Here is a 22,365-nt window from a genome sequence, read left to right on the forward strand (position 1 = left end):
CGTCAGCTGGGCCTATCGCACCACGATGGGACGGCGCGCGATCACCGCCTTCTCCGGTTCGGCCGAGGCCATTACATATCGCAGCTGGTAGATTCCGGCAGTGGCCGGCATCGGCAATTCCCCTTCCGACGCCTCGGCGGAGACGCTGAAATAATCGAGATACTGGTCGCCCGGCGCATCCGGGCTAACGATGGCGACATAGTCGCCAATGCCACGCGGCCCGCTGAAGCGCACCGTCACGCGGGCGCCGGCCGCCACGGCGCCGGGCGCGTCGAGTGTGGCCATGGGCGGCGTGGCGGTGATCGGCCGACGGGCGACGACCTCGGCATCGCCGGGCGCGACAAGAACGTAGCGTAACTCATACGTGCCCGCCGCCGGCGGCAGTTGGATCGTCACCTCCCCGCCATCGGCATAGGCCCAGGAGCCCTGGACATAGGCCGAGGCCTCGGCATCGGGGGCGGTGATCGCGATGAAGCTGCCCTGGGGCGCCCGGTCCGGCGTGAAGCGGATGGCGACGGGGCTGCCCGCCATACCCCCATCCGGCCCGACGAGGGTCGCGGCGGCCGCCGTCACCGCGATCGGCCGCGCGGCGAGCGGCGTGCCGTCCACCCCCTCGACGAAGCGGATCTCATAGGCGCCAGGCGCGGCTGGCGCGGTCAGCGGCAGCGGGTTCGCGGCATCCTCCACATAGACGAAGCCACCGCTGACATAGGCGCCGGGTGCCGCACCGGCCGGCACGATGCCAACCCAAGACCCCGGGGCGCGCGGCCCGGTCCAGCGCACCAAGACCTCGCTGCCCGCCGGCGCGTCCGCGGCCGCCTCCAGCGTGGCCGTGACCGGCGTGACGGTCAGCGGCGCCCGTCCGATGGGCCGCGCCGCCCGCGCCAGGATGTAGCGGACCTCATAGGCACCTGCCGCGGCCGGCAGGCGCAGCGTCGCGGGGCTGCCGACGCGCGTCCAGGCATAGTGGCGTGTCTCCGGCTCCTCCTGCCCCTGGCCCGTCGGCACGATCACCAGGTAGTCGCCCGGCTCGTTCGGACCGGTCCAGGCCACGCCGACGGTGCCGGTCGCGGCGGCGCTGGGCTGCGCGGGCGTGACCGTCGCGCGCGGCAGCGCATCGGCGAGCGGGACGACAATCTCGTCGGGCGGCGTGGCGGTGATCTGGGCCGTGACGCTGCCGATGCGCTCCGCGGTGGAGGCGGTCACGACATAGCGACCGGGCGGCAGCGGCAGGCGCAGCGCGCCGCCTTCATGCAGCGGCGTCTCTTCGCCTTCGCGCAGGACGGTGAAGGTCGCATCGCCGAGCGTGGGCCCGCCCGGGCCCTGCGTCGCGCGCAGGCCGATGCCGCGTGGTGGCGCCGCGGCGGGTGGAGGCGCGGGGCGCGCCTCGGTGGCGCGGGTCAGGGCGTCGGCCAGTTCCTCGGGATTGGCGGCGGGCACGAACAGGCCCCCCGTCCGCTCGGCGATGCAGGCGACGCGCGCGCGCTCGGAGGGCGTGCGCAGGTCGAAGCCGATGACATGGGCGGTGAAGCCGGCATTGGCGGCCTCGAGCTCCGCGGCCAGAGCGCAGGGATCGCCGCCGCAGGTCTCGATGCCGTCGGTGACGAGGATGATGGTGCCGCCCCGCTCCGCGACGCGCAGCGCGGCCGCCGCCTGGCGGACGGAGTCGGTCAGCGGGGTACGGCCGCGCGCGGTCAGCCGGTCGAGCGCGGCGCCCGCCGCGGCGACATCCACCGGGCCGGGCAGGAACAGCATCTGGATGTCGCTGCACTGCCCCGCCCGGCGATGGCCATAGGCCATCAGCCCGACGCGACTGCCGGCCGGGAAACGGGCGAACATGCCCCGCACCGCCTCCCGCGCGATCTCGAGCTTCGGCTGGTCGCCGATGCGGCCCCACATGGAGGCGGACATGTCGAGGATGACGATGGTCTCGCCCTGGGGCGGCGCGGGCTGGGCGCGGGCGGGCGGCGCCACCAGCCCGGCCAGGGCGACGGCAAGGCTCAGGAGGAGGCGCATCAGAAGACCGTCCCATTCGCGATGGATTGGCTGAGATTGTCGCGCAGCGCGGGCTGGCACATCTGGACCCGGATGAGGGTCAGCGCCTGGGGATCGGCGCCAAAGGCCTGCGTCATCTCGGCCGCCGCGGCGGCGGCCTGGTCGTAGGCGCGCGCGGCGTCCTGGGGCGTGAAGCCCAGCCGTTCATGCGTCTGCAAGCCGAAGGCGGCCTTGAACCCGGCTTCCTGCTCGGCCCAGCCGCAGAGACGCAGCATCATGACCATCTGCCCGATCTGCGCGCTGATCGCCTCGCCCGCCTCGGCGGCGGTGACGTTGGGGGGCAGGCTGCCGCGGCTGCGGGCGGGGCGCGGGTAGCGGGCGAAATCCGCGGGATTTGAGGCGGCACGGGCCACGGAGGCGGCCGGCGGAGCGGCCGGCGGGGCGGCGGGGGCCGGGCTGGCCATGCCGGGGATGGACATGCCGGGTGGCATGCCCGGGATCGTCATGCCGGATGGCATGCCCGGGATCGTCATGCCAGGTGGCATGCCCGGGATCGTCATGCCGGGTGGCATGCCGGGCATCGCGGCACCGGCCGGCGCGGCGGGCATGGCCGGGCCTTGCGGCAGCGAGGCCATGTCGAACAGCGCCGGCGCCTGCGGGCGCCGCATGACGCGCACCGCCTCGAACATCGTCTCCATCGGGCGCGGCCCGGGTGGGCGGCGATCGAAGTGCTGCGCATCGCCCCCCATGCCCGGCGTGGCGGGCTGCTGGTAGCGCAGCGGCACGCCATCCGCCGTCAGGCACAGCACGCCGGGTGAGGTCTCCTCCACGCGCCAGAGGGTGCAGCTCTCGCCGGCGATCCGCGCCTCGCCCTCGCGGCGGGCGCGCAGGCCCGCCCAAGGCAACATGGCCTCGGCGCTCGGCAGGGCCATGCGCTGGCCGCCCTCCTCGAGGACGCCGCGTACTTCGCCGCTGGCGAGGTTCTGCAGCAGCAGCATGCGACCGCCATCAGCGGCCCCTTCGAAGCGCAGCACGCCGCCGCGGTGGCGGAGAGTGACCGCGCCGTCCATCTCCGGCACGCGGGCCTCCAGCTCGAACTCGACGCGCGGCAACGGGAGCGCCTGCTGGGCGAGGGCCGGCAGCGCCGTGCCAAGGGTCAGCAGCAGGGCCAGGTGATGGCAACGTGTCATGCGCGCATCCGCTTCGATCAGGGGTTCAAGGGGTGCCGCAGCCAGCCCAGGCCGCGCGGCATTCGGGCAGGCAGGCGAGGCGGCGGATCGCTGGCGTGGTGGCACGTGCGCCGCAGCTACAATCGCAGCCCGGGCCAAGCGGCAGGGCTGCGCCCCCGCCCGTGCTGGCCGGTGCCGGGGCCGATGCCGGGGGCGGGCCGCCACCGGCCGACTGGCCCCAGCCCGCCGCGGCCGCCATCGGGCGCATGTGACGCGGCATCGTCTCCCACCAGCGCGGCCAGGCGCGGAAGAAATGCTCGTCCGGATCGGTCTTGTCGGTCTCGTCGCGCACGGTCGCGGGGATGGCGCCGAAGCGGCCGGCGATGCGCGCCACCTCGGTCAAGGGTGGCATCGCGGCGGCGGCGCCGGCCGACCCTTCTGGATTGCGGTCCTCGAACAGCGGGGCCTCGAACCGCCCAGCGAGGCCCGCTTCGGGAGAATTCGCCGTGATCTCCAGCCGGCCGCGCGGCGGATAGAGGCCAAGCGCCAGCACCCCAAGCGGACCGCGGCTTTCCAGCACGCCCTCGCGCGTGCCGTCGCTCCATTCCAGCGCGACCACCACCGGCTCGACCACGCCGGTGAAGCCCGGCGGCAGGCGCGGCATTTCAATATTGATCGCGATGCTCTCCGGCGCGGCACCCCCCGGCTGACGCAGCATGGCGGCTTGTGCCGCCGCGCTGAACGCCTGCATCGCCGCCCGCTGGGCGGCCAGGCGGGGGCCATCCATCGGGTCGGGTGTGAGCCCGTCCAGCTGCAGGGTGCCGAGATCACCCACCGTCGAAGCCAATGCCCCGCCGAGGGAGGACGCCCCGGCGGCGGCCAGCAGCTCCCCGAGCCGGCCGCCGACAAGGCGGATGCGCGTGAGCGGCCCGCAGGCGATCGCGGCCCGGCGGGGGGCGTCGCAGGCGCCGGCCTCGGCAGGATCCTCATGCGTGACCGGGGTTGGCTGCGGGATCGGCGGGGCTTCGCGCGGGCGGCCGGGCGGCAGGCGGCGCGGCGCGGGCCGGGAAGCCTCCTCCGGCCGCTGGCCCGGCGTCGCCGTGCCGCTGGCCGAGATGCTGGAGAATTGCAGGGAGAAGAAGAGCTCCACCTCCACCGGGCCGGTCTCGGCGGGGTTGCGGGGGTCCACATTGCTCAGCAGCACGGTCTGCCAGCCGCCTGTCGCCTGGCCGCCGCCCGGAAGGGTCAGGGGCGCATACATCACGTTCCAGCGGCGATCGCAGACTCGGCCGGCCTCGGGCCCGCTGCCGGGGGTTGGCCGCGGGAAGGAGAGCAGATGCGTGCCCCGCGAGCCCAGGCCAAGCTGCGCGGCGGCATCGCAGCGATCGCGCTCGCCGTTGATGACGCGCGCGGTGATGCCCACCAGGGGCGGTGGCGGCGGCAGGGACTGCGCGGCCAGGACATCCGGCGCGGCGACCGTCTGCGGCAGCAGCACACTGTTGCGGCCGGCGATATCGGGCGCGGTGGGGCCGAAACCCTCGACCTTCACATGGATGCAGCGCGCGGCGATGGGATCCACGCGCAGGCGGTGCGTCGCCGTGCTTTCCCCGTATTCGGCGCGCAAGAGAACCCTGGTGCAGCCCTCCTGCCAGAGCAATGCTTCCCAGAGTGGGAAGGCGAGGTGGCCGGACCGCGAATGGACGTAGCGTTCCGGCAGGTCCGCCATTTCGGCGATGAAATGGCCATAGGCCTCGGCCACGCCGCCGGGCCAGCCGCCGCTGGCGCGCAGCCCGCGGTCGAGCCAGGTGACCCAGTCGGCCTCCGTGGTGCCGGCGGGCGGGGTGGTCATGACGCTGTTCATGACCGTGTTGCCACCGCGCTGCCGCACCAGCCAATGCCAGAAGGACTGGGTGAGATAGCCGCTGCGCCAGGCCATGCCGCGTTGGAACACCGGACGGTCCGGCACGGCGCCGCCGTGGGGGGCGAGCCAATAGGCCGGAACCCAGATCGGCAGCCTGACGGAGGGATAGGCGAAGTCGGTCAGCTCGTTGGGGTAGCGCGCCGGATCCATGTCAATCGCCAGCGTGCGGTCGTAGCGCCGGGCGCCGGCGAAGCGGACGAAGCTGTTGAGTTCGCCCGGTTGCCGCGCCAGTCGCCGCAGCCGCGCGGGATGGTTGATCAGCCCCGCGCGCTCCATGGCGCGAATCGCCATGGCGTCCGCCTGGCCCTCGAGCATCCAGTGCGGCAGATAGGTGGCGGGGAACATCGCGCCCTGCACGGCATGCCAGGCCTCATGCACGACGGTGTGCTGCACCTGTTCATCAATCGTGGGGAAGGCCGCCGCGTTCAGGGCGATCGCGCCAAAGCCGGGACGCATGAAGCCCAGTGCGAAATAGCCGCGGCCGCCGCGATCGTCATTGCCGAAGTCGAACCAGAACATCGCCGGCGCGCCGCCCGGCCCCGCCGTGTTCCGATCGATACGCAGGGCGAGTTCGCAGACATAGGCGCGCTCCGCGGCGGTGGCCGCATCGAGCAGGGTCTGCCGATCCCGTGCGGTGAGCGGGCGCCCCGGGCGGCCTCGACCACCGGAATAGGTGTCCATGTCGCCGAGCCCGCTGATTCCGCCGGCCAGATGCAGCACGCGTTCCTCGATCACCCAGGGGGCGGGGGTGCAGGCCGCAGCGACGCGCGGCGCAAACGGCGCGTACGCCAACGCGGCGGCGAGGAGCCAGAAGCAGAATGGCCGCGTGCTCCGGAACAAGGACTCTTCCAACGATTTCTTCCCTGCCGCCATAGGGCTGCGACGTCCATGCTGTCGGCGTGGGCGGACGTGTCAATCACGTTCTTCTGAAAATCCGTCGGCGACGGGGAGCTGCGGGACAATGTTCGGACCTGTCTTGCCCTGGTGGATGAGTTGGCGGCCTTCCTCCAGGTTGGGGGAGCGGCTGGTTCCTCGGCTGTTCTCGTGGCTCACAACGGCGAAACGTCCGTCATCTGTTTGGCTTGCGGGCGTTTTGGTCGTGTATCGGAATTGTTGTATGCCGGGACCCGCAACCGACGACGCCATTACATCAACGTCTCCCTTTGACGCGTCCAGCTACGATCTCTCCCCGAAGGTCAGGAGCGGACCTCGCGATCCGACATACTTTGTCACGTACCGGAGGAGCCCTGTCGCAGACCCACAGCTAGACGAGGGACTCTCCGGAGTTCCCTGATGCGTCTTCTCCTGTTGCTCTCCCTCTCCCTTGGCCTCGCCGCGCCTCTCCAGGCCCATCCGGGCCATGATGAGGAAACACCGCCTGTTGCCGCCGCCCTACCCCGCACCGAGGCGCACAGCGAGGCCTTCGAAATCGTTGCCGTCCTTGGGCCAGGCGGCGTGCTGACCCTCTGGCTCGATCGCTGGGCGGACAATGCGCCGGTGGATGGCGCTGTGACCCTCACGATCGAGGGGCAGGAGGTCGCCGCCCAGCGACAGGGCATCGGGCTCTTCGTCGCCCGGCATCCGGCGCTGGCCCAGGCCGGGCGACGGGACATCGTCTTTACCGTGACAGCGGGCGAGGAGATGGACCTGCTGACCGCGACGCTCGATGTCCCCACGCACCCTGCCGTTCAAGGAGGCGGCGCCACCCTGCCCGGCTGGCTTTTGGGCGCCCCCCTGCAGGTCGGCGGGGGGATCGCGCTGCTGCTTCTGGGCGTGCTGCTCGGCCGGGGTTCCGTCCGGCGCCCGCTCCCGCCGCTGGTCGAGGAACCCGCCTCCATCCAGCCTGCTCCGTCACCGCAGCCAGCCCTCCCGCGGCGCGCCGCTGCCCTCGCCCTGAGCGTCACCCTCGCCGGCGTGGGCGCGCCCGCCCGGGCGGAGACCGCTAGGCCCGCATCGGCTCCGGCCGAGGCGCCCCGCCGCCTAGAGGACGGAGCGATCTTCCTGCCCAAGGCCTCCCAGCGCCTGCTGGCCATCCGCACCCAGGTGACGGAGGCGAGCGAGGCTTCGGCCGCCCTGCGCATGGTGGGAACCCTGGTGCCCGACCCCAACGCCTCGGGCCGCGTGCAGCCCAGCCAGACCGGTCGCCTGGAACCCGGCGACCAGGGCTTTCCGACGCTCGGCCAGCGCGTCGAGCGCGGCCAGGTCCTCGCCTACGTCACGCCCACCTATACGGCGGCCGAGCGCGGCGGGCTGATCCAGAACGCGGCCGAGCTGGACGCGCAGATCACCATCCTCGATGCGCGGGTGCGGCGGCTCAACTCGCTGCGCGGCACCGTCGCCGAGCGCGAGATCCAGGACGCACAGGCGGAGCTCGCCGGCGCCCGGCAGCGCCGCACGGCGATCCAGCCAGCCCTCTCAGGCCGTGAGCCGCTGGTGGCCCCCGTCGCCGGCATCGTCTCCACCGTGCGCGGCGCGGTCGGCCAGCTGGTGGACAGCGCCGTCACCGTCTTCGACATCGTGGACCCCTCGCGCCTCTGGGTGGAGGCGCTGGCTTTTGACCGCGCGGCGGTGGAGCGCGTGACAGGGGCCACCGCGACCCTCGCCGATGGCCGGGTGCTGGAACTCGGCTTCGTGGGCCGCGGGCTCACCGTGCGGCAGCAGGCGATCCCGATGAATTTCCGCGTCGAGGCGCCGCCGGCCGACGCGCCCATCGGCGCGTCCGTCCTCGTCACGCTGCGCACGGCGCGCGCTGTGCAGGGGCTGGTGCTGCCGGCCGACGCCGTGGTGCGCTCGGCCGAAGGGCCTCCCGTCGTCTTCGAGCATGCCACCGCGGAACGCTTCCTCCCGCGCCAGGTGCGCGTGCAGCCGCTGGATGGCAGCCGCGTGGTGGTGACGGCTGGGCTAGAGCCGGGGCGGCGCGTTGTGATCCAGGGTGCCGCGCTGATCGCGCAGGTGCGCTGAACCATGCTCTTCAACGCCATCATCGGCTTCTCGCTGCGCAACCGGATCTTCGTGCTGGTCGCGGCGCTGCTGGTCACGGGTTACGGGCTCTTCACCGCGGCCCGCATGCCGGTGGACGTCTTCCCCGATCTCAACAAGCCCACCGTGACCCTGATGACCGAGGCGGAAGGCTACGCCCCGGAGGAGGTGGAGCAGCTCGTCTCCTTCCCGATCGAGACGACGGTGAACGGCCTGCCAGGGGTGACGCGCGTGCGTTCCGTCTCTTCCGTCGGCCTCTCCATCGTCTATGTCGAGTTCGACTGGGGCGTGGACATCTGGCGCGCGCGGCAGCAGGTCAGCGAAAGGCTGAACCAGATCCAGTCCCAGCTGCCGCCGCGCGTCCTGCCCGCCATGGCGCCCGTCTCCTCCATCATGGGCGAGATCATGCTGGTGGCCGTCACGGCGCCCACCGATGGCAGCGTGAACCCGATGCAGCTGCGCGAGCTGGCGGATTGGGTGATGCGCCCGCGCCTGCTCACCATCCCCGGCATCAGCCAGGTCATCCCGATGGGGGGCGAGGTGCGGCAGTTCCGAGTCATGCCTGACCTCGACCGCGTGCAGGCGCTGGCGCTCACGCATGTCGAGCTCCTGGCCGCGCTGCGGCAATTCGGCGTGAATGCGGGTGGCGGCTATGTGGACCAGGCGGGGCGGGAGTTCCTGATCCGCAATATCGGCCGCACCACCGCGCTCGAGGATCTGCGCAACGCCACCGTCGCCTTCCGCGAGGGTCAGCCCATCGCGCTGCGCCAGGTGGCGAATGTGGACTACGCCCCCCGCGCCAAGCGCGGCGAGGCGGGGGTGGATGGCGTGCCGGCGGTGATCCTCGCCATCTCGAAGCAGCCCGGCGCGGACACCATCCGCCTCACGCGCGCGGTGGAGGCGGCGCTGCGCGAATTGCAGGCCGGCATGCCGCGCGGCGTGACCGCCGACCGCGTCAAGTTCCGTCAAGCCGACTTCATCGAGCAATCCATCGCCAACCTCCAGCAGGTGCTGAAGGAGGCCTTCCTGGTGGTGGCACTCGTCCTCTTCGCCTTCCTGCTGAATGTGAGGACCACCTTCATCTCGCTGATCGCGATCCCGCTTTCGATCCTGCTGACGGCGATCGTCTTCGCGGCCTTCGGGCTTTCCATCAACACGATGACGCTGGGCGGCATCGCCATCGCGGTGGGTGAGCTGGTGGATGACGCCGTGGTGGATGTCGAGAACATCTTTCGCCGCCTGCGCGAGAACGCGGCGGCCCCCGCCCCGCGCCCGGCCATCGAGGTGGTGGCGACGGCCTCGGCCGAGGTGCGCTCGGGCATCGTCTACGCGACCTTCATCATCGTCCTGGTCTTCCTGCCGCTCTTCGCGCTTTCGGGCATCGAGGGGCGGCTCTTCGCGCCGCTCGGCATCGCCTACATCGTCTCCATCCTCGCCTCGCTGCTGGTGGCGGTGACGGTGACACCCGTCCTCTCCTACTGGCTCCTGCCGCGTATGCGCGGGGCGGCGGGGCATGCGAGCTGGCTCGTACGGGCACTGAAGCGCGGCAATGACGCCGCGCTGCGCTGGGCCTTCGGCCATCGCGGGCTGGTGCTGGGCCTGGCCAGCGGCGGCGTGGCGCTGGCCGCCGCCAGCGCGCCTTTCCTGCCCCGCACCTTCCTGCCCCCCTTCAACGAGGGCTCGGTGGTGGTCAGCCTGACCTACCAGCCCGGCATTTCGCTCGCGCAGAGCGATGCGCTGGGCCGCGTGGCCGAGCACCTGCTGCTCGCCATCCCGGAGGTGAAGGGCGTGGGCCGCCGCACCGGCCGCGCCGAACTCGACGAGCATGCCGAGGGCGTCCATTCCTCCGAGCTGGACCTCGACCTGCGCGAAGGCGGGCGGCCGCGCGGGGAAGTCCTGGCCGAGATCCGCACGCGCCTCTCCGCGCTGCCCGCCGCTGTCAATCTCGGCCAGCCCATCAGTCACCGGCTGGACCACATGCTCTCCGGCGTGCGGGCGCAGATCGCGCTCAAGGTCTTCGGCGACGACCTCGACACGCTGCGCACCCTGTCGGAGACGCTGCGCGCGCGCCTCGCCGCCAATGTGCCGGGCCTGGCCGACCTACAGCTCGAACGCCAGGTACGCGTGCCGCAGCTGCGCATCGCGGTGGATCATGAGCGGGCCGCGCTCTACGGCGTCTCGGCCGCGACGCTGATGGAGGTGCTGCAATCCCTCACCGGCGGCACCATCGTCAGCCAGATCACCGACGGCGTGCGCCGCTTCGACGTGGTGCTGCGCCTGGCTGATGAGGACCGCACCACCGCCCGCCTCGCCGAGGCGCTGGTCGAGACGCCGGGCGGGCGCGTGCCGCTGCGCATGCTGGCGCGCGTCGAGGAATCGGACGGCCCCAACCAGATCCTGCGCGAGGGCGCGCGCCGGCGCATGGTGGTGCTGGCCAACACCGCGCCGGGCGCCGACATGGCCGCCGTCATCGCCGGTATCCGCGCGGAACTCGCCCGCATCCCGCTTCCGTCGGGCTACGCCACCAGCCTGGAGGGCACCTTCCAGGCGCAGGAGGAGGCGATGCGGACCATCGCGGTGCTGGCCGCCATCTCGCTCTCGCTCATCTTCGTGGTGCTCTATTCACGCTACCGCTCGGCGGTGCTGGCGGCGATCATCATGGGCAATGTGCCGCTCGCCCTGATCGGCGCCGTGGCCGCCCTCTGGATCGCGGGGCAGCCGCTCTCGGTCGCGACGCTTGTGGGCTTTGTGACGCTGACCGGCATCACCACGCGCAACGGCATCCTGAAGGTCAGCCACTACCTCAACCTCGCTCTGCATGAAGGCGAGCGCTGGGGCCTCGCGCTGATCCTGCGCGGCAGCGCTGAGCGGCTGACGCCGGTGCTGATGACGGCGCTATCGGCGGGGCTCGCCCTGATCCCGCTCGCCATCGGCGCCGATGCGCCGGGCAAGGAGATCCTGCACCCGGTCGCCATCACCATCCTGGGCGGGCTGGTAAGCGCCACGCTGCTCGACACCTTCGTCACGCCCTTGCTGTTCCACCGCTTCGGCCGGCCCGCGCTGGAGCGCCTGCGCCTGGAAGCCGCCGCACCTGGGCCGAGCGGCCGGGTGGCGGCCGAAACCTTCTGATAGGATAGGATGAACACCATGTTCCGTCGTCGCAGTCTCCCGCTTCTCGCCGCTCTCCTCGCCCCGCTGCCGGCGCTGGCGCATCTGCCCGCCGGCAGCCGCGGACCCAATGGGGGGCAGGTGCAGGATATCGGGCCCTATCACGGGGAGATGGTGGCCAAGGATGGCGAGCTCACGCTCTTCCTCTTCGACCACAATGACCGGCCCGTGGCGGCGGCCGGCGCCTCGGGCAGCGCGGTCCTGCTCGCGGAGGGGCGGCAGCAGACGCTGCCCTTCACCCCCCGCGCCGATGGCGCGGCGCTGGTGGCGACCGGCGAGTTCCGCGCGGCGCCGGGTCTGCGCGTGGTGGTGCAGCTGGTGCCTGGCCCCGGCCTGACCCGCGCCCAGGCCCGCTTCACCCCGGCCGACCCACCGCGATGAACGAGGCGGCGGAACGGCGCCTGCTCGACCCCGAGGCGCATCTTCTCGTCGTCGAGGATGATGGCGAGATGCGGAACCTCGTGGCGCGCCTGCTGCGCGAGGCGGGCTTTCGCGTGTCCACCGCCCGCGATGGTCGCGCGATGTGGGAGGTGCTGGAGAGTCCGGCCGGCCAACCGGACCTGATCCTGCTCGACGTGATGCTGCCGGGCCCCTCGGGGCTCGATCTTCTTCGCCGCCTGCGCGAGCGGCACCGCACGCCCATCCTGATGCTGACCGCGCGCGGCGAGGAGATGGACCGCGTCCTCGGACTCGAACTCGGCGCTGATGACTACGTCGCCAAGCCCTTCGCGCCGCGTGAGCTGGTGGCGCGCGTGCGCGCCCTGCTGCGTCGCGCCGCCCCCGCCGATGCGATGCCGGCCGAGCGCAGCCGCAGGCTCGCCTTCGCGGGCTGGACGCTGGACACCGCGCGGCGCGAGCTGACCGCGCCGGACGGCGCCTCGGTGGATCTCTCCGGCGCGGAATATGACCTGCTGCTGGCCTTCCTGGAGCATCCCGGCCGCGTGCTCTCGCGCGAGCAACTGCTGGAGGTCGCGCGGCGCCGGGTCAGCGTGGATCCTTTCGACCGCACGGTGGATGTGCAGGTCAGCCGCCTGCGCCGCAAGATCGAGCCGGAGGAGGGAAGCCCCGCCCTGATCAAGACCATCCGCGGTGCGGGCTATGTCTTCGTGGCCGAGGTGACGCGCGCATGAGGCGCCTGCGGCTCTGGCCCCGCACGCTCGCGGGGCGGATCACGCTGCTGCTGATCGGCGGGCTGACGCTGCTGCATATCGGCAGCATGGTCGTGCATGAACGCGCCCTGCATGGCGCAGAGGCAGGCGCACGGGTGGAACGCCTGGCCGAGCGGCTTTCGGCCGCAGCCGCGGCCATCGCCCCGCTGCCCGAGGCTGCGCGGGACGCCGCCGCGCACGCGCTCTCGCTTCCGGGCGTCGAACTGCATTGGGACCGCATGGCGCCGCTGCCGGACACGCCCCCGCCCGAGGCGTTGGCCGCCACCGCCAGCCGGATCGGTCCTGGCACGCGCATCGCATGGGACCCGAAGGCGGAGGCGGGCCACCGCGCGGTCGGCGCCGTCCCGCTGGGCGGCGAGGGCTGGCTCAGCTTCTCCGCCTCCTGGATTGGGCCGGCCAGCCATGGGGCGGAGGCCGGCAATGCGCTCGCTTCCATGCTGGCCATGGCGCTCGGCATCGCCCTTGCCTCGGTGCTCGTCGTGCGCTGGATCACGCGGCCGCTGCGCCGACTGGCGGATGCGGCGGATGCCATCGGCCGTGACCTGCGCGCGCATCCGCTGCCGGAGGACGGCCCGCAGGAGGTGCGCCACGCGGCCCTGGCGTTCAATGCGATGCAGGGCCGCATCCGCCGCCTCGTCGAGGACCGGACCGAGGCGTTGGCCGCGATGAGCCACGACCTCCGCACGCCACTGGCCCGGCTGCGGCTGCGCGCCGGCTTCCTGCCCGACAGCGAGGATCGCGCCCGGATGGAGGCCGACATCGCCGAGATGGAGGCGATGGTCGAACGCACGCTCGATTATATCCGCGAAGGGCGCGACGCCGAGCCGACACGGCCGGCGGATCTCTCGGCCATTCTGCACACCCTCGCCGCCGATGCGGCAGATCTCGGGCATGAGGTGATCTGCGAGGCGCCGGCGCGCGTCGTCCTGCCGCTACGGCGGCTCGCGGCGAAGCGGGCGCTCTCCAACCTGCTGGACAATGCGCTGATCCATGGCGCGCCGCCCGTACGCCTGGCGCTACGCGATGCGGGCGTGGAGGTGGTGGTGGAGATTTCCGATGCGGGGCCGGGCATCGCCGAGGCAGATCGCGCGCGGGCGCTCGCCCCCTTCAGCCAGTTGGATGCGGCGCGCGGCAAGGGTGGATCGGGCCTGGGTCTCGCCATCGCGGCGCGCTTCGCCGAGGCGAGCGGCGGCCGGCTGGAGTTGGACCGGGCGCCCAGCGGCGGTCTGCTCGCGCGGCTGGTGCTGCCGCGCGGATAACGCACCGGGACCCCCTTGAACCTCCCACAAGGGGAAGCCCCAGCTTCCGGGAGACGGCGAAGGAGGCCGCACCCATGGTGACCATCTCGATCCCCAACATGACCTGCGGCGGCTGCGCGAAGGGCGTGCGGGCCACACTCCGGCAGGCTGCGCCGGATCTCGAGCTCGCGATTGATCTCGACCGCCGCGAGATCACCCTTGCCAGCGATGAGCCTGCGGCCCTGGTCGCGGCGCTGCGGGCCGATGGCTGGCAGGCGGAGGCGCGCGGCTGAGGCCCCGGCTGCAACACTATGTCATGCGCCTGCGCGGCAATGACGCACGCAAGGCGGCATCTTCGGCGATGGAAGGAACGCTCATGACCCATCACCCCACGGCGCCAGGCCTCGGCATGCTGGCGATTGGCCGGCGCTCCCTGGCTGGCGCGTTCGGCCTTTTGCTCGCGGGCGGGGCCACGGCGCAGAGCTTGCGCGTCGAAGTCTGGCGCGATCCGCATTGCGGCTGCTGCGGGGCCTGGGTCAAGCATCTGCGCGACGAGGGCTTCGCGGTGGATGACCGCATCGTCCCCTCGGTCGCGCCCATCCGCCGCATGCTCGGCACGCCAGGCGACCTGCTCTCCTGCCACGCCGCGCGCATCGCCGGCTTCGCGCTGGAGGGGCATGTGCCCGCCCTGGCGGTGCGCCGCCTTCTGGCGACGCGGCCCGAGGGCATTGTCGGCCTCGCCGTCCCGGCCATGCCCATCGGCTCACCCGGGATGGAGGTGCCGGGCCAGCCGCCCGAGACCTATGACGTCATCGGCTGGCGGGCCGATGGCTCGCATGCCCCCTTCATGCGCTTCACCGGCGCGCGCCCGGCCTGAGACCGCGCGCCATCACCAACAACCCCGCTGGAGACCCAACATGGCACGCATGATCCGCCTCACCGCCGCCGCCCTCCTGGCCATGGGCCTCACGGGCGGCGCCATCGCGCAAACCACGTCCGCGACCGGCACGGATCATGGGGCGCACCATCCCCCCGCACCGGCACAAGCAGCGCCCGCCCCTGCGCCTGGAGGGATGATGGGACAACGCGGCATGATGGGCGCCCATGCCGGGATGATGGGCCAGGCCGGCATGACGCATCATCACCACATGGGCGGGGCCGGCATGCAGCCCTTCCGCCGCATCGAGGGACAGCTCGCCTTCTTCCGCACTGAGCTGCGCATCACCGAGGCCCAGGCGCCGCAATGGAACATCTTCGCGGATGCCGTGCGCGCCCAGGCCGAGCGCCTGCGCGGTGCGATGGAGGCGGCGATGCCCAGCACGCCCGCCCCGCTCTCCGCCCCGCAGCAGATGGAGCGCCGCATCGCGCTCGCCACGGCGCATCTGGAAGCAATGCGCGCCGTCAGCGCCGCCGCCGGCCCGCTCTACGCGGCGCTCACCGAGGAGCAGCGGCGCACGGCCGATGAGCTGATGGTCGAGCATATGCGGCCCATGCGGATGCGCTGAGGCCAGCGCCATTCGGCCGTGGCGGGAGCATCACGCGACCGCCCCGGCTGCCTGAAAGCCTGCCCCGGCGAAACGATCCCCCCAGATGGCGAAGTCGCGCATCAACCGCGTGATGCGCCGCCATGCGCCTGGCCCGCGAGACGCCACGCCTACGCGACGCAACCCTACAGGAACATGACAAAACATCTCAGCGGCATTCTGCCGTTGACCCTCCCAACGTCAGACTCAACACAAGCCTGTCTCCCGCCACGATGCGACAGGAGACAGAGATGCATCGCTTCCACATCCCGAACATGAGCTGCGGCCATTGCGTGACGAAGATCACGCAGGCCGTCCACTCGGCCGATCCCGGGGCCCGGCTCCAGGACGACCTCGACGCGCGGAGCGTCACGATCACCAGTAGCGCCAGCGCTGCCGTGCTTGCGGCCGCCATCGCCGCCGCCGGCTATGCCAACACCCTCCAGGCCTGAAGCAGGAGCAACCGCCATGGCCCCCGATACCCACATGCCCCGGTGGAACCCCGAGACGCCGGGCATTCCCCTTCCCACCGCGGCGCTCTCCCTCCCCATCGAGGGCATGACCTGCGCCTCCTGCGTCCGCCGCGTGGAGCAGGCCATCGCCGCCGTGCCGGGCGTGGCCGCCGTCAGCGTGAACCTCGCCACCGAACGGGCCGATCTGCGCTTCAACGGCACGCCGGACCTGGCCGCGGTGCTGGGCGCCGTCCGCCAGGCCGGCTACGGCGTCGGCACGGAGACGACCGACCTCGCCATCCAGGGCATGACCTGCGCCTCCTGCGTCGGGCGCGTCGAGCGCGCGCTGCGGGAGGTTCCGGGCGTCACGGATGCGGCGGTGAACCTCGCGACCCAGCGCGCCCGCGTCTCGCACCTGCCCCACGTCGCCGCCACGGCGCTGATCGAGGCGGTGCGCGGCGCCGGCTATGAGGCCGAAGCGCTCGATGCCGGGCCTGCGGCGGATCGTGGCGACCGCGAGCGTGCCGCCCGCGCGGCCGAGATGGACAGCCTGGCGCGCAGCCTCGGCCTCGCCGCCGTGCTCACGCTGCCGCTGATGGCGCTGGAGATGGGCGCCCATCTCTCCATGACGCTGCACCACGCCATCCGCGACAGCATCGGCTTCGCGCTGAGCTGGCGGATCCAGTTCGTGCTCGCCGCCCTGGTGATGTTCATCCCCGGCCTGCGCTTCCAGACCAAGGGCTGGCGCGCGCTGCTGCGCGGCGCGCCGGACATGAACTCGCTCGTCGCGATCGGCACCGGCGCCGCCTTCGCCTATTCCACCGTCGCCACCTTCGCGCCCGGCCTGCTGCCGCAGGGCGCACGGCACGTCTTTTTCGAGGCGGCCGCCGTGATCGTCACCCTCATCCTGCTCGGCCGTTGGCTGGAGGCGCGGAGCAAGGGGCGCACCTCCGAGGCGATCCGGCGGCTGATGGGCCTGCAGCCCCCCATCGCGCGGGTGCTGCGCGACGGCCAGGAGCAGGAGATCCCCGTGGCGCAGCTGCTGGCCGGCGACATCGTGCTGGTGCGGCCGGGCGAGCGCATCCCGGCCGATGGCGAGGTGACCGAGGGCGCCTCCTTCGTGGACGAGGCGATGATCACGGGCGAGCCCGTGCCCGTCGCGAAGGGCCCGGGTGCCAGCGTCACCGGCGGCACGGTGAACGGGAACGGCGCCTTCCGCTTCCGCGCCACCGCGGTGGGCGGGGAGACCCTGCTCGCGCAGATCGTGCGCATGGTGGAGCAGGCGCAGGGGTCGAAGCTGCCCATCCAGGCGCTGGTGGACCGCGTGACCATGTGGTTCGTGCCGGCGGTGCTGGGGCTCGCGGCACTCACCCTCGGCGTGTGGCTGGCCTTCGGCCCGGAGCCGGCGCTCGCCTTCGCGCTGGTGAACGCGGTCGCGGTGCTCATCATCGCTTGCCCCTGCGCCATGGGCCTGGCCACGCCAACCTCGATCATGGTCGGCACGGGCCGGGCGGCGGAGCTCGGCGTGCTGTTCCGCAAGGGCGAGGCGCTGCAGGGCCTGCGGGATGTCGAGGTCGTCGCGCTGGACAAGACCGGCACGCTCACGGAAGGCCGGCCGAGCCTGACCGACCTCATGGTCCGGCCGGGTGAGGATGAGGCGGCGATCCTGGCGCTGGTCGCGGCGGTCGAGGCGCGGTCGGAGCATCCGGTCGCGCAGGCCATCCTCGCCGCGGCGCGGTCACGGGGGCTCACGCTGGCCGAGGCGACGGATTTCGAGGCGGTGCCCGGCTTCGGCGCCACGGCGCTGGTGCAGGGCCGGCGCGTCGCGGTGGGGGCCGATCGCCACATGGCGCGGCTGGGCCTCGACGTGGCGCCCTTCGCGGCCACGGCGGCGATGCTGGCCGACCAGGGCCGCACGCCGCTCTACGCGGCTGTGGATGGGCGCCTCGTGGCGGCACTCGCGGTCGCTGATCCGGTGAAGCGGGGCACGCCCGCCGCACTCGCCGCGCTCAGGGCGCAGGGCCTGCGCATCGCCATGGTGACCGGCGACAACCGGCGCACGGCGGAGGTCATCGCGCGGCAGCTCGGGATCGAGGAAGTGGTGGCCGAGGTGCTGCCGGACGGCAAGGTCGCCGCCGTCGAGGGTCTGCGCGAAGGTGGGCGGAAGGTCGCCTTCGTCGGCGATGGCATCAACGACGCGCCGGCGCTCGCCGCCGCCGATGTCGGCCTGGCGGTCGGCACCGGCACGGACATCGCGATCGAGAGCGCCGATGTGGTGCTGATGTCCGGCGACCTGGGCGCCGTGGCGACGGCCTTCGGGATCAGCCGGGCGACGATGGCCAATATCCGGCAGAATCTCTTCTGGGCCTTCGGCTATAATGTCGCGCTGATCCCGGTCGCCGCGGGGGTGCTCTGGCCCTTCGGCGGCACGCTGCTCTCGCCCATGCTGGCGGCGGCGGCGATGGGTCTCAGCAGCGTCTTCGTGCTGGCGAACGCACTTCGGCTGCGGCGGTTCCAACCCGCCGCGGCCACCACGCGGGAGGAAGGGTGATGAACATCGGCGAAGCGGCGCGGCTCTCGGGCGTCTCGGTGAAGATGATCCGCCATTACGAGTCCGTCGGCCTTCTGCCGGCGGTGATCCGGACCGAGAGCGGCTACCGTGTCTATCGGCCCGAAGACGTGCATGCGCTGCGCTTCATCCGCAACGCCCGCGACCTGGGCTTCCCGTTGGCCGAGATCCAGGACCTGCTCGGCCTGTGGCGAGACCGCGCCCGCAGCAGCGCCGAGGTGAAGCGCCTCGCCCAGGCGCATGTCAGCGCGATCGATGCGAAGGTGAGAGCGCTGCAGGCGATGGGTGACACGCTTCGGCACCTGGCAGCGGCGTGCCATGGGGACCACAGGCCCGATTGCCCGATCTTGGATGGCATTTTGGGGGCCGGCGAGGATGATGGCCAGGATCGCGTCAGGAATGGTCATGCGGAGACGCTCTTGCATCTCGGCGTCAGCGCGGTGGGTGACCCGAAGCGATGATGACTCCTGGACGAGGCGGTAGGCGGCGGGGTGGATGGGGTCCTCAAGGGCGTGCGGTGGGCAGCCGGTTGGATCTGCGAAGACGACTTCGTAGATCGTGAAACACGCATAAGCCCGCTGCTTCTGCGGCCCTGAAAAGAGAAGTGCCGCCGATCCATTGGATTGACAGGTGACGTGCCCCCCTTGATGTATCCACTCAGACGGAGAGTCCTCTGCGTTGATGTCTGATGGTTGATGGGATGGCAACGGGGTTGGGGGCATGCCCCCAACCCGGTTGGCCGGCGATCTCGGCGGGGGGCCGCCCGCCCAGCTTCGAGTGCGGCCGGATGGTGTTGTAGTCCTGCCGCCAGGTGGCCAGTACCGCCCGGGCCTGCGGCATCGACGTGAACAACGTCTCGTTGAGGCACTCATCCCGCAGGCGGCCGTTGAAGCTCTCGACGAACGCGTTCTGGGTGGGCTTCCCGGGGGCGATGTAGTGCCACTCCACCTGCCGCTCCTGCGACCAGCGCAGGATCGACGTCGACGTCAGTTCCGTGCCGTTGTCACTGACCACCGCCAAAGGCTTCCCGCGGAGCGCCACAATCGCATCGAGTTCACGGGCCACCCTCGCACCCGACAGCGAGGTGTCGGCCACCAGTGCCAGGCATTCGCGTGTGAAGTCGTCCACCACGCACAGGATGCGGAACCGCCGACCACAGCCCAGCGCGTCGGACACGAAGTCCAGCGACCAGCGCTGGTTCGGCCCCTGCGGCAGCACCATCGGCGCCCTGGTGCCCAGCGCCCGCTTACGGCCCCCGCGGCGGCGCACCTTGAGCCCCTCCTCGCGGTAGAGCCGCAGCAGCTTCTTGTGGTTCGGCGCGAGGCCCTCGCGGGCCAGCAAATAGCCCAGACGCCGATACCCGAACCGGCGACGCTCGGCCGCCAGCTCCCGCAGCCGCTGCCGCAGGCCAGCGTCATCCGCCCGGCTCGGCTGATACCGCGCCACCCGCCGGGCGATGCCGATCAGATCACACGCCCGACGCTCGCTCAGCCCGTGACACTCCCGGGCATGGGCGACCGCGTTCCGCTTCGCGCCGGGCGTCACCATTTTTTTGTCGAGATGTCCTTCAGCACCGCGATGTCCAGCATCGCTTCCGCCAGCAGCTTCTTGAGCTTGGCGTTCTCCTCTTCCAACGTCCGCAGCCGCTTGGCCTCAGTCACCTCAAGGCCGCCAAACTTCGCCTTCCACTTGTAGAAGGTCGCGCCGCTGATGCCGTGCCGCCGGCACACATCCGCCGTAGCCGCACCGGCCTCCTGCTCTTTCAAAATCCCGATGATCTGCTCATCGCTAAACCTGCTGCGCTTCATTCGTCCGTCCTTCGCTGGATCGGACTCTACCGAAAAATGGCACCACTTCAGGGGAGCACGTCAGCCGGTAAGGCAGAGTGTGAGGCTACGCTTCCCTCATCGACCAAGCCAGGCCCCGCAAGTTCGCGAGAAGAGCTGATCGCGTACAGACGCCATGCGGTTCACACCATCGGCAACCTGACGCTCCATACGCGGGCGCTCGGCACGTCCCTCGGAAATGGCTCCTACGACACGAAGAGGGCCGAGTTCACGAAGCACATCCAGCTTCAGATCACCAAGCCAATGACCGAACCAGGAAAGGATGGCTGGGATGAAGGGGCCATCAGAAAGCGGAGCGCTTGGTTGTTCGAACAGGCCAAAAAGGCATGGCCGGCGCCCGGATAGGCCTACACCGTTCCCGCGTATCGGCGGCTCAGAGAAGCGTGTGCGCTTGGCCTTCGCGATTGTAGCGCCTTCGGCAACCTGTCGTTGCGTCGTGGAAGCGCAGCGGGTCGATGGCACAACACTCATTGGCGCACTCAGACGGCCAGCGCCTGAACACCAAGAAAATCACTTAATTCATTGATTAATAATAATTTTATTGGTATACATGGTGGTGAGCGCGGCGTACGCGCTCACCCTCCCCACAACCAGGATCAATAATGACCCCAGCACCACGGGGCGCCGGCTACATGCCGTGCGCTCTGGGGCGCGCGGCCGCATGCCGGCTGCACGTCCCCCACCTCAACACCAAGGCTGGAGGCCAGCCATGAGCAACCCTCCGAAATCGGTACCACCAGCGGACCCGCCCCAACCGGCTCTGGATCTCCCGGACCCTCCGCCTCCCGGCCCTGCACGCCGCCGAGGTGCGAGGATCCTGCGCGGGACCACAGCCGATGGGCGGATCGGCCAGACCCTGCGCCTCGATCCAGGCGCATGGGAGCAACTGAAGGTTCTCGCGGCCAAGGAGCGCAAGAACGCTCACGACCTTTTGGTCGAGGCGGTCAACATGCTCTTCACGCACCGAGGCTTTCCTCCCATCGCCTGACACAACCGACCAGGCACCCCAACGAAACGGCCCCGACGAAAGTCGGGGCCGTTTCTGCGTTTCGGGGGGGGGGCGCGATGACGCGGTTGGGAGAAATCGACACCAGGTGAAACCTCCACGCGCCGGGGCGGCGGCAGCGATCGGGCATGACGCACAAGCCCCCTCCCCGCTCCCGCAGCCGAAAGGCGAGTCCGCAACCGGGAGTTCCTATTCTCGCGCCGTTCCGAGCGACGGCGATGAGCGTCTTCGAGGCAGGGCTGATCCCGGTCCCCTGCGGTGGGGAAACCGGCAAGCATCCGCTCATTCGCTACCGTGGCCTCGCGAACAGAATGGACCGCCAGTACCTGGAGAGGCTGCTGTCAGCGCCGCTCACTGAGACCGCCGGGATCGGCATCCTGACCGGCGTCGGCCGGACGCCGATTACCGTCGTGGACGTCGACGACCCGGCCCTCATCCACATGATCGAGACGCGGTTCGGGCCGACCTGTATCGAGGTGCGAACGCCTTCGGGCGGACGCCACTTTTGGTACCGCTTCGCGGGCGAGCGGTCGACGAACCTTCGACGTGCAGGCCTCGCCGTCGACATCAAGGCCGAACGCGGGTTCGTGGTGGCTCCGCCGACGCAAAGGGCGGGCGGCAGCGCAGGCAACTATCAGTTCCTGCGGGGTGGGTTGGAGCAGCTGGCAGAGCTTCCGGCGATCGCGGCGGAGGGCGCGGCCCTTCTCGCGGCGCAGGCGCCGGACGCTTCGATGAGCATCGGGGAAGTTCGTGATCCCGCGGCCTTCGCCCGAGCCTCGGTGGTTCCTCACGGGGAGCGCAACGTCACCTGCCACGGGTGGGCCCTGCGCTTGGCCAAGCACGCGGTCGATCTTCAGGACCTGGTTGCCAGCCTAATGGATGTGAACCGGAACATGTGTGATCCACCGCTGACCATCGAGGAGATCCGGCGCATCGCCGCGAGCGCCTGGCGCTACGAGCAGCTGGGACAGAACTGGGTCAGCAGCGCAGGGGTGACGCGTATCACGACGGAGGAGGGGCAGCGCCTTCGGACGGTGGCGGCGGTGGCGCTCCTCGTATGCCTGCGGAGGAACCACGGCAGCAGAGCGGGAGATTTCGCGATCTCACCGCGTGCCATGGCCACGGACGGCATCGTCTGGGATCTCGGTGAGCGGGCGATCCGCCAAGCGCGGGACGAGTTGATCGAGGCGGGGCTGCTGGAGCTGACGCATCGGGGTGGGAAGGGTCCGGGCGATCCGAGCCGGTACAGGCTGGTCGAGGCATTGTCGCTGGTCCGGAAAGTGTGACGCCTCGGACCACAATACAAAGACACTTCCTTCTTTCCCCAAC

18 protein-coding genes are annotated in these 22,365 nt (G+C 71.2%); 14 read left to right on the top strand and 4 right to left on the bottom strand.

Annotation, left to right across the window (positions count from 1 at the left end):
• Window positions 1-12: 12 nt before the first annotated feature.
• Genes R9Z33_RS17755 through R9Z33_RS17765 form a run of 3 tightly spaced genes read right to left on the bottom strand, consistent with a single transcriptional unit; the run spans window position 13 to window position 5,820 of the window.
• The gene (locus R9Z33_RS17755) at window positions 13-2,016 is read right to left on the bottom strand and encodes a vWA domain-containing protein (RefSeq protein ID WP_318647901.1); all 2,004 of its coding nucleotides are present in this window, start codon (window positions 2,014-2,016) and stop codon (window positions 13-15) included.
• Window positions 2,016-3,185: a hypothetical protein gene (locus R9Z33_RS17760; RefSeq protein WP_318647902.1), complete on the bottom strand. Its 1,170-nt coding sequence runs from the start codon at window positions 3,183-3,185 to the stop codon at window positions 2,016-2,018. The genes R9Z33_RS17755 and R9Z33_RS17760 overlap by 1 nt, the downstream gene beginning before the upstream one ends.
• Before the next feature lie 25 nt (window positions 3,186-3,210).
• Window positions 3,211-5,820 (bottom strand): hypothetical protein, encoded by a 2,610-nt coding sequence (locus tag R9Z33_RS17765; RefSeq protein WP_318647903.1) that lies wholly within the window; start codon window positions 5,818-5,820, stop codon window positions 3,211-3,213.
• 558 nt (window positions 5,821-6,378) lie between these two features.
• Between R9Z33_RS17765 and R9Z33_RS17770 the strand changes: the two genes are divergently transcribed.
• From R9Z33_RS17770 to cueR, 11 genes are all read left to right on the top strand, one after another.
• Window positions 6,379-8,046, top strand: a complete 1,668-nt coding sequence (locus tag R9Z33_RS17770; protein ID WP_318647904.1) for an efflux RND transporter periplasmic adaptor subunit — start codon at window positions 6,379-6,381, stop codon at window positions 8,044-8,046.
• A 3-nt stretch (window positions 8,047-8,049) separates the two neighbouring features.
• Window positions 8,050-11,193: an efflux RND transporter permease subunit gene (locus tag R9Z33_RS17775; protein WP_318647905.1), complete on the top strand. Its 3,144-nt coding sequence runs from the start codon at window positions 8,050-8,052 to the stop codon at window positions 11,191-11,193.
• Between the two features lie 18 nt (window positions 11,194-11,211).
• Window positions 11,212-11,613 (top strand): hypothetical protein, encoded by a 402-nt coding sequence (locus R9Z33_RS17780; protein ID WP_318647906.1) that lies wholly within the window; start codon window positions 11,212-11,214, stop codon window positions 11,611-11,613.
• Window positions 11,610-12,362: a response regulator transcription factor gene (locus R9Z33_RS17785; RefSeq protein WP_318647907.1), complete on the top strand. Its 753-nt coding sequence runs from the start codon at window positions 11,610-11,612 to the stop codon at window positions 12,360-12,362. The genes R9Z33_RS17780 and R9Z33_RS17785 overlap by 4 nt, the downstream gene beginning before the upstream one ends.
• Window positions 12,359-13,660, top strand: a complete 1,302-nt coding sequence (locus tag R9Z33_RS17790) for an ATP-binding protein (RefSeq protein ID WP_318647908.1) — start codon at window positions 12,359-12,361, stop codon at window positions 13,658-13,660. The genes R9Z33_RS17785 and R9Z33_RS17790 overlap by 4 nt, the downstream gene beginning before the upstream one ends.
• A gap of 74 nt (window positions 13,661-13,734) precedes the next feature.
• A complete protein-coding gene (locus R9Z33_RS17795) occupies window positions 13,735-13,932 on the top strand; it encodes a heavy-metal-associated domain-containing protein (protein ID WP_213611777.1) in 198 nt (65 codons plus the stop codon).
• A gap of 83 nt (window positions 13,933-14,015) precedes the next feature.
• Window positions 14,016-14,516: a DUF411 domain-containing protein gene (locus R9Z33_RS17800; RefSeq protein ID WP_318647909.1), complete on the top strand. Its 501-nt coding sequence runs from the start codon at window positions 14,016-14,018 to the stop codon at window positions 14,514-14,516.
• A gap of 40 nt (window positions 14,517-14,556) precedes the next feature.
• On the top strand, window positions 14,557-15,144 hold the full coding sequence (locus R9Z33_RS17805) for a Spy/CpxP family protein refolding chaperone (protein WP_318647910.1): 588 nt from the start codon (window positions 14,557-14,559) through the stop codon (window positions 15,142-15,144).
• A 269-nt stretch (window positions 15,145-15,413) separates the two neighbouring features.
• Complete coding sequence (locus R9Z33_RS17810) at window positions 15,414-15,614, top strand: heavy-metal-associated domain-containing protein (RefSeq protein WP_318647911.1); 201 nt, start codon at window positions 15,414-15,416, stop codon at window positions 15,612-15,614.
• 16 nt (window positions 15,615-15,630) lie between these two features.
• Window positions 15,631-18,165: a heavy metal translocating P-type ATPase gene (locus tag R9Z33_RS17815; protein WP_450104015.1), complete on the top strand. Its 2,535-nt coding sequence runs from the start codon at window positions 15,631-15,633 to the stop codon at window positions 18,163-18,165.
• Window positions 18,165-18,644: a Cu(I)-responsive transcriptional regulator gene (gene cueR, locus R9Z33_RS17820; RefSeq protein ID WP_318651668.1), complete on the top strand. Its 480-nt coding sequence runs from the start codon at window positions 18,165-18,167 to the stop codon at window positions 18,642-18,644. The genes R9Z33_RS17815 and cueR overlap by 1 nt, the downstream gene beginning before the upstream one ends.
• A gap of 196 nt (window positions 18,645-18,840) precedes the next feature.
• Here the strand turns inward: cueR and R9Z33_RS17825 are convergent.
• Window positions 18,841-19,991 (bottom strand): IS3 family transposase gene (locus R9Z33_RS17825; RefSeq protein ID WP_404830607.1). Its coding sequence is split into 2 segments (ribosomal slippage): window positions 18,841-19,739 and window positions 19,739-19,991, totalling 1,152 coding nucleotides; the frame shifts between segments, so codons are not numbered across the junction.
• A 36-nt stretch (window positions 19,992-20,027) separates the two neighbouring features.
• On the opposite strand from R9Z33_RS17825, the gene R9Z33_RS24785 reads away from it, so the two are divergent.
• The 3 genes from R9Z33_RS24785 to R9Z33_RS17830 all read left to right on the top strand — a co-directional run bounded on the left by R9Z33_RS24785 (window position 20,028) and on the right by R9Z33_RS17830 (window position 22,322).
• Entirely contained in the window at window positions 20,028-20,375 is a 348-nt protein-coding gene (locus R9Z33_RS24785) for an HNH endonuclease family protein (protein ID WP_404830608.1), read from the top strand.
• A gap of 364 nt (window positions 20,376-20,739) precedes the next feature.
• Window positions 20,740-21,018 carry a ribbon-helix-helix domain-containing protein gene (locus R9Z33_RS24790; protein WP_404830609.1) on the top strand — a complete coding sequence of 93 codons (279 nt, stop codon included), beginning with the start codon at window positions 20,740-20,742 and terminating at the stop codon, window positions 21,016-21,018.
• A gap of 236 nt (window positions 21,019-21,254) precedes the next feature.
• Window positions 21,255-22,322 carry a bifunctional DNA primase/polymerase gene (locus R9Z33_RS17830; protein WP_318647913.1) on the top strand — a complete coding sequence of 356 codons (1,068 nt, stop codon included), beginning with the start codon at window positions 21,255-21,257 and terminating at the stop codon, window positions 22,320-22,322.
• The last annotated feature ends 43 nt before the right edge of the window (window positions 22,323-22,365 follow it).

Source organism: Sediminicoccus rosea (genome assembly GCF_033547095.1).
In the GTDB taxonomy this organism is placed as follows: Bacteria; Pseudomonadota; Alphaproteobacteria; order Acetobacterales; family Acetobacteraceae; genus Roseococcus; species Roseococcus rosea.